The sequence below is a fragment of the Streptomyces sp. MZ04 genome (assembly GCF_004684775.1).
Lineage (GTDB): Bacteria > Actinomycetota > Actinomycetes > Streptomycetales > Streptomycetaceae > Streptomyces.
Genome location: NZ_SRIC01000356.1, coordinates 1 through 7,496, shown reverse-complemented (window position 1 = coordinate 7,496; position 7,496 = coordinate 1). Strand labels below are relative to the sequence as shown.

Genomic DNA, 7,496 nt, shown 5'->3' with positions numbered 1-7,496 from the left:
GGCGGGGTGACCGGTTCGGGGCGGTACGAGGACATCGCGGGGCAGCTGGTGCTGCGCTCGGTCGGCTATCGCGGGGTACCCATCGACGGGCTTCCGTTCGACCCGGAGCGGGGCACGGTGCCGCACGCGGCGGGGCGGGTGCTGCGCGCGGGGTCGGCGTCACCCGGTGAGTACGTGGCGGGCTGGATCAAGCGCGGCCCGACCGGCGTCATCGGCACCAACCGCCCCTGCGCCAAGGAGACGGTGCTCTCGCTGCTCGACGACGCGCCCGCCCTCGTACGCAAGGACGTGCCCGACGACCCGCTGACCGCGCTCCGCGACGCGGGCTTCCGGCCCGTCGAATGGCCGGGCTGGCAGGCGATCGAACGGGCCGAGGCGGAACTGGGCACGTCGCTGGGCCGCGGCCCGGTGAAGATCCCGGACTGGCCCGGACTCCTCACGGCGGCGTCGCGCGGCGCCGCTTGACGGGCGGGGCCGCCTGACCTGCGGGGACGCCTGACCTGCGGGGACGCCCGGAAGTCAGCTCAGCAGTCAGCTCAGCAGTCAGCTCAGCACGACGGGCCGCTCGGCCTGCGCGGCGGCCGCGCCGAGGACGCTGCCGAGCAGCCCCGGGAAGAGGGCGTCCAGGTCGTCGCGGCGCAGCTCGTTCAGCTTGGCGGTGCCGCGGTAGATCTGCTGGATCACACCGCTCTCACGGAGCACCCGGTAGTGGTGCGTGCTCGTGGACTTCGTGACGGGCAGCTCGATCTGCGAACAGGAGAGCCCGGCCCCCGCGCCGTCACCATCTCCATCTCCGCTGCCGCCTCCGGCCAACTGCCGGACGATGAGCAGACGAATGGGATCCGACAACGCGTGCAGCACGCCCTCGAGCCGGATCTCCGACCGCTCGGGGTGCGCGAGCGGTCGGCTGCCCGCTGCGTCGGTCGTCATGGCGGCTCCACTTCGTCAGGCGTCCGTCTTCAACATCATCGACGGGCTCCATTGTACGAGGGTCTTCGTAGTTTGACATCCACCGTACTACGAGGTTTATCGTACTAGCGGCATCCGAGACCGCGCGCGATATGGAGTCCACCGTGAGCACACTGTTCGAGCCCTACACCCTGCGATCGCTGACCATCCCCAACCGTGTGTGGATGGCGCCGATGTGCCAGTACTCGGCAGAGGTGTTCGGACCGAACGCCGGCGTCGCCAACGACTGGCACTTCGCCCACTACGCGGCGCGCGCCGCGGGTGGCACGGGCCTCATCATCCTCGAGGCGTCCGCGGTCTCGCCCGAGGGCCGCATCTCCCCCGCCGACCTCGGCATCTGGAACGACACCCAGGTCACCGCGCTGCGCCGCATCACCGACTTCGTGAAGAGCCAGGGCAGCCGCGTCGGCATCCAGATCGCCCACGCGGGCCGCAAGGCGAGCACCGACCGCCCCTGGAAGGGCGGCGCACCGATCGCTCCGGACGCGGAGGAGGGCTGGCGGCCGCTCGGCCCGAGCCCGCTGCCGTTCGACGAGCGCCACACCGCACCGACGGAACTGACCACCGATCAGATACACCAGATCGTCGGGCAGTTCGCGGAGGCCGCCCAGCGCGCCCTGGACGCGGGCTTCGAGGTCGTCGAAGTGCACGGCGCGCACGGCTACTTGATCGGCGAGTTCCTCTCCCCGCACAGCAATGAGCGCACCGACGAGTACGGCGGCTCCTTCGAGGGCCGCACCCGCTTCGCCCTCGAAGTCGTCGACGCCGTACGGAAGGTGTGGCCCGACGACAAGCCCCTCTTCTTCCGCATCTCGGCCACCGACTGGCTGGAGCAGAACGGCTGGACCCCGGACGACACCGTCCGCTTCGCCACGCTCCTGAAGGCCCACGGCGTAGACCTCCTGGACGTCTCCACCGGCGGCAACGCAACCGGCGTCCGCATGCCGATCGGCCCCGGCTACCAGGTCCCCTTCGCGGCCCGCGTCAAGGCCGAGACCGACCTGCCCGTCGCCGCCGTCGGCCTGATCACGGAACCGGAACAGGCCGAGAAGATCCTCGCCAACGGAGAGGCGGACGCGGTCCTCCTGGGCCGCGAGCTGCTGCGCAACCCGTCCTTCGCCCGGCACGCCGCGAACGAGCTGGGCGGCGAGGTCGCCACGCCTCCGCAGTACCTGCGGATGGTGTGACACTCCAGCACGCCCCGCCCCGCCGCCGCTCTCCGGGATTGAGGTGATGGTTCGCGAGGTTCAACGCCTCGCCGACCAGCCGCCACGGCTTCGCCAGGTGCTGGCCGACCGCGGGGCGGGCCGCGCCGCAGGCCTCCGTGAGGGTCGACACGTCAGCCATCACCGCCGCGATCCTGCTCGTCCTGCGCGATGCCTGCCGCGAGGTGTTCCGGCGCGTCATGGACGCCGTGGACCCGGCCGTGGCGGACACCGCCGAGCACGCTCTGGAGCACGTACCCGGTGTCCGTGCGAGCGGGCACGCCGTTCCCCGGCTGACCGCCGCCCTGGTCCACGCGGACCCGGCACCGGTTCCGGGCGCTCCGGACCCGCATGCGACGCTGGCGCATCACGTCGTGTGAGTCGTGTGAGAGGGGGTGGACGCGTGGACGTCGAGGATTTCCGGGGCGCTCCGCGCTGCCGGGCGGTGTGGGACGCGCTGCCGGGCAGCGTTCTTGCCGCCTTCGCGCGGTGCGATACCCGGCGCCTGGAGGTGGAGCGGGCGCGGGTCGCGCCCCGGCTGCGGAGCGCGGTCACGGCACCGGTGTACTCGGTGGCGCACCGGTTCGCTTGCTGGGAGCGGCTTGTGGGGCTGTTGGAAGTGGGCGGGCGGCCGTACTTCATCGTCGAGTACGGCAATGACCTCGAGTCCCGGGATGCCCTCGATGAGGTGATGACCTCGCTGCCCGGCGAGCGCCGAGGCCCGGCGGGGCGGCTGCTCGCGGAGCTCGACGCCCGCTTCGTCGCCGCGACTGTCCCGGACCCATCGGGATCACTGCGCCCCTGGGTCCCGTTGCCGCACGGACGTCCCCCGTCCGGCCTCGGGGCGTGGTGGCGGCGCAGGCCCCTGCGCGAGCCCTGGGACTGAGCCCTGAGAGTGAGGCCTGGGGGTGGAGGGGCGTGCGGGGTGGTTCGGCGCACACCCGGGGTCCTAGGACTGGGGTCATCCCCAGGTGACTCCCCGAAGCGCCGGGCGGCCCGGCGTTCCTAGCCTTGCGATGTCGCGATGTGTCACGTTCGGGGCTGAGCCTGGCCCCCGGGAGGGCGTTGTGCGCTACGTCATCGAGGTGTTCCGCTCCTCCGGGGGCGTGCACGGGAACGTCGTGGACGAAGAAGACGGTAAGGAGGACACGGGGCGGGGCACGCCGTTCCACGGGTGGCTCGAGCTGCTCTCGCTCCTCGAACCTCCGCCCGAGCCGGCACCCTCGTCCGCGACGGGTGACGACTCCTGTGACGTCTGATCCCGTCCGGCGGGAAACCGCTCTTCGGGAGTGCGGAATCAGCTTGTACCGAGAGCGGTTTCGGCATCATCGTGGACGTTCAGGGTCATGCGCCCGGCACGATGCGCCGTCACGGTCCGGGCGGCCTTACCGGGTGTCGACAGGTGGGGGCGGTGATGACGTCCGGGAACACGCTGAACGGCCATGTCCATACTCCGGCGTTCGCCGGCCGCACACACGAACTCGCCCTGCTCCAGGAGGAGTTCCGGCAGGCGTGCGACGGTGTGCCGCGCCTCGTGCTGATCGAAGGGCCCGGCGGTATCGGCAAGACCGCTCTGGTCCGCAGGTTCCTGGACACGGCGGGCGACGCCTGCGTGCTCCAGGCCAGCGGTGAGGAGAACGAGAGCGCGCTGCCGTGCGGGGTGCTCGCCCAGTTCGTCGGGCAGAGCCCCATCCCGCTGCCGGACTGCCTCGGATCGCTGGTCCGCGTGCCCCGCTCGGCGCCCGGCACGCTGCCGCCGCTCGCGGCCGGGTTCGGACTGCTCGACCTGCTGAGCGAGCTCCAGGACAAGGGGCCCGTCATCCTCGTGCTCGACGACGCACACTGGGCGGACTCCGCGTCCCTGAACGCGCTGACGTTCGCACTGCGGCGGCTTCGCGTCGACAAGGTCCTCGCCATCGTGACGGCACGGGACCCGGCCGCGCCCCAACTGCCGGACGGCATCCGCCGCCTGCTCAGCGACGTACGCACCCGCCGGATCCCCCTCGAGGGACTCACCCCGGACGAACTCGGCTCGCTCAGCGTCCAGTTGGGCACCGACCGGCTCCCGCACTCCGCCTCCGTACGGCTCCATGACCACACACACGGCAATCCGCTGCACGCCCGCGCGCTGCTCGACCAGGTGCCGGCCCGTGTCCTGCGGGACGTGGCGACACCGCTGCCCGCTCCTCGTTCGTACGCCATGCTCGTGCTCGCCAATCTCGCGGAGTGCGGGTCCCAGGCGCTGCGGCTCGTCCAGGCGGTCAGCGTGCTCGGGCTCTCCAGCCCGCTGAGCGTGGCCGCGTCGCTCGCGCGGGTGCCTGCCCCGCTGCCCCCGCTCGAACGGGCCGTCAAAGCAGGGCTGTTGCGCGAGCTGCCCGCCGGTTCCGCGCCCGAGATCGCCTTCCCGCACCCCCTGGTGCACGCCGCCGTCTACCAGGACATCGGCCCCGCCCACCGGGCCGCACTGCACACCCGGGCCGCGGCGCTGGTCGGCGACGAGTACGCGAGCCTGCGCCACCGTGTGCTCGCCGCCACGGGCCCCGACGAACACCTCGCCGCCGCCCTCGCCGCATGCGCCCGGCGGGAGGCCGCCACCGGGCAGTGGGCGGTCGCGGGAACGCATCTGCGGCACGCGTCGCGGGTGGCGACGACGGACCTGGAGCGCGACCGGCTCGCCGTCGAGGCGGTCGAGGCGCTGCTGCTCGACGGCCGGGTGCACGAGTCGGCCGAGCTCGCCGCGGGGCTGCCGGAGAGCGCGGATCCCGCGCTGCGGGGCTACGTCCGCGGCTATGTGGCGCGCGTCCAGGGACGTATGGAGCAGGCGCAGACACTGCTCGTCGACGCCTGGGACCAGTGCGACCACGAGAGCGATCCCTCGCTGGCCGCGCGGGCCGCCGAGCAGTTGAGCTACGCCGCCGTGATGCGGGGGCGGGCCGCCGACGCCGCGCGGTGGGCAGAGCGCGCGCAGCGCCTTTCCACTCTGCAGGGGCCGAGCCGCATGCTCCGCTTCAACCATCTCCTCGCCCTTGGCCTGAGCGGATTCGCCCAGAAGGGCATCGAGCTCGCCGGAGAGCTGCCCGATCCGCTGCTCGTGCCGTCGTCGAGCATCGATCTCCTGCTTGCGCGGGGGCAGTTGAGGCTGTGGTCGGACGATCTGCGGGGCGCCCGCACGGACCTGCTCGGGGCGGTGGCGAGCTGCCGCAGGGGAACCGTGCCGCTGCGGTTGCTCTCGGCGTCGGCGCTCGCCCAGACCCTGCACCGGCTCGGCGACTGGGACGAGGCGCTGATCCACGCGGAGGCGTCCGCGTCGATCGCCGACGACACCGAGCAGTCGTGGCTCAAGCCCGTCACGCACGCCATCGCCTCCTGGATCCTGTCGGCGCGCGGCGACTGGGAGCGTGCGTCTGTGCATCTGCGGCTCGCCCTGGACGCGCCCGGCTGCGACGAGAGCGCGCTGGCCTTCGCGTACGCGGCGTCGGCGCACGGCTGCTTCGCCGAGGCCCGCGCGGAGCCCGAGCGGGTCGTCGACGCACTGCGGCCGCTCCTCGGGTTCGCCTCGCACGACGGGGTGAACGAACCGGGCGTGGTGGCCTGGCGCGAGCTGCTCGTCGACGCGCTGATCCACCTCGGCGAGTTCGACGAGGCCGAGGCCGTGCTCGTGCCGTACGAGGAGCGGGCGGCGGCCCGGGGGCGGCACTCGGCGCTCGCCGCGGCGGCGCGGGTGCGCGGGAACCTGCACGCCGCGCGCCGCGAGACCGACCGCGCCCAGGCGTCCTTCCTGCGCGCGCACGACCAGGCCGCGCAGGTGCCCGTGCCCTTCGGCCGGGCCCGCGTGGAACTCGACCACGGCGCGTTCCTGCGCCGGATCGGCCGCCGCTCGGTCGCCGTGGAGCAGCTGCACGCCGCGTACACCACGATGCGCGCACTGGGTGCGGCCCCCTACTTGGCGCGCTGCGAACGGGAGTTGGACGCCTGCGGCCGGGCCGCGCCGCCGCGGTCCGACCAGGAACCCGCGGACACCGAATCCGCCGCCGACGGACTGACCCCGCAGGAGCTGGCCGTCGCGCGCCTCGCGTCACAGGGCCTGACCAACCGGCAGATCGCCACCGCGCTCGCGCTGAGCGTCAAGACCATCGAGTACCACCTGGGCCACACGTACACGAAGCTCGGCATCACCTCCCGTATCGGGCTCGTGAGCCACTTCGCACCGCAGGGGCACCGCGCGTCGTGACCGGCGCCGCGGCCTCGGGCCCGGCACACCGGGGATATCCCTGGGCGGTTCCCTGAGGCACCCCTGGTGACCCCCGGCGTAGGTTCGTGCCAGGTCAGGGGCGGGTTGCTCGACTGGGGGTACACAGATGGCCGTCACGGAATGTCCTGCGGTGTGCGACGACGCACCACCCGCTCTGCGGCTGCGGCTGCTCGGGGGATTCCAGCTCAGCCGCGAGGAGGGCCGGGGCGACGTGCCGGTCGGCGTCCCGGCCAGCGGGCAGCAGTTGATCGCCCTGCTCGCGCTGCGCGGCGCGGCGACCCGGTCGGCCCTCGCGGGGACGCTGTGGCCCGAGGTCACCGAGGAACGCGCACGGGCCTGTCTCCGTACCGCCATCTGGCGCCTCAACGGCGCGAGTTCGGTCATCTCGGACGCACGGTCCGGTGTGCTCGCGCTCGACCGGCGCGTCCGCATGGACATCCAGGACTTCACCACCACGGCACACCACATTCTCGCGGCCCCGGCAGAGGGGACCGGGGCCGCGTGCGCCTCACTGCTCGGCATGGGTGAGCTGCTGCCCGGCTGGCTGCAGGACTGGGTGGTGTTCGAGCGGGAGCGGCTGCACCAGCTGCGGCTGCACGCCCTGGAGGCGCTGTCGGCGCGGCTCGTCGCCCAGGAGCAGTACGCGCCCGCTCTCGAGGCCGCGTTGGAGAGCACCCGCATCGACCCGCTGCGCGAGAGCGCGCACCGCGCGGTCGTGAAGGTGCACCTCGCCGAGAACAACCTCGCGGAGGCGGTACGGCACTTCAAGGCCTTCCGCCGGCTGCTCCGTACGGAACTCGGCATCGAACCGTCAGGGCAGTTCTTCACGATGGTGCGCCACGCGCTGACGTGACGGACGTCCTGGTCGCCGTCGGCCCGCGGGTCCGTGTGCGCTCGGGGGTGCACGGGCCGCGGGTGTGACGCCGCGGTGACACCTGTGTGATGCGCCTCCGCGCACCCTGGACCACCCGGCCACGCACGGACACGGGGGTGCCGTGCGCGGCAGCGGGGATCGCGGGAACGGCGACGGCCGGGACATCCTCGTCCCGGCCGTCGCCGTTCCCCCACCC

6 protein-coding genes and 3 pseudogenes are annotated in these 7,496 nt (G+C 72.9%); 7 read left to right on the top strand and 2 right to left on the bottom strand.

Features of this window, described 5'->3' with window-relative positions; translation table 11 throughout:
* Positions 1–465 (top strand): annotated as a pseudogene (locus E2651_RS38950) (NADP oxidoreductase); the annotation flags it as partial.
* 78 nt (positions 466–543) lie between these two features.
* On the opposite strand, the gene E2651_RS38945 reads toward E2651_RS38950, so the two are convergent.
* Positions 544–930 (bottom strand): helix-turn-helix domain-containing protein, encoded by a 387-nt coding sequence (locus E2651_RS38945; protein WP_135336004.1) that lies wholly within the window; start codon positions 928–930, stop codon positions 544–546.
* A gap of 143 nt (positions 931–1,073) precedes the next feature.
* On the opposite strand from E2651_RS38945, the gene E2651_RS38940 reads away from it, so the two are divergent.
* Positions 1,074–2,156, top strand: a complete 1,083-nt coding sequence (locus E2651_RS38940; RefSeq protein ID WP_135336003.1) for an NADH:flavin oxidoreductase/NADH oxidase — start codon at positions 1,074–1,076, stop codon at positions 2,154–2,156.
* A 40-nt stretch (positions 2,157–2,196) separates the two neighbouring features.
* Here E2651_RS38940 and E2651_RS45750 read toward each other — a convergent pair.
* Positions 2,197–2,313: pseudogene (locus tag E2651_RS45750) on the bottom strand (transcriptional regulator); the annotation flags it as partial.
* Here E2651_RS45750 and E2651_RS38930 point away from each other — a divergent pair.
* The 5 genes and pseudogenes from E2651_RS38930 to E2651_RS38910 all read left to right on the top strand — a co-directional run.
* A pseudogene (locus tag E2651_RS38930) lies at positions 2,312–2,554 on the top strand (cation diffusion facilitator family transporter); the annotation flags it as partial. The pseudogenes E2651_RS45750 and E2651_RS38930 overlap by 2 nt on opposite strands.
* A gap of 23 nt (positions 2,555–2,577) precedes the next feature.
* Positions 2,578–3,060, top strand: a complete 483-nt coding sequence (locus tag E2651_RS38925; RefSeq protein WP_135336002.1) for a hypothetical protein — start codon at positions 2,578–2,580, stop codon at positions 3,058–3,060.
* 181 nt (positions 3,061–3,241) lie between these two features.
* Positions 3,242–3,433: a hypothetical protein gene (locus E2651_RS38920; protein WP_135336001.1), complete on the top strand. Its 192-nt coding sequence runs from the start codon at positions 3,242–3,244 to the stop codon at positions 3,431–3,433.
* A gap of 155 nt (positions 3,434–3,588) precedes the next feature.
* On the top strand, positions 3,589–6,405 hold the full coding sequence (locus E2651_RS38915; RefSeq protein ID WP_167829027.1) for an AAA family ATPase: 2,817 nt from the start codon (positions 3,589–3,591) through the stop codon (positions 6,403–6,405).
* Positions 6,406–6,532: 127 nt separating this feature from the next.
* Positions 6,533–7,279, top strand: coding sequence for a BTAD domain-containing putative transcriptional regulator (locus E2651_RS38910; RefSeq protein WP_135335999.1), 747 nt, complete (start codon positions 6,533–6,535; stop codon positions 7,277–7,279).
* The last annotated feature ends 217 nt before the right edge of the window (positions 7,280–7,496 follow it).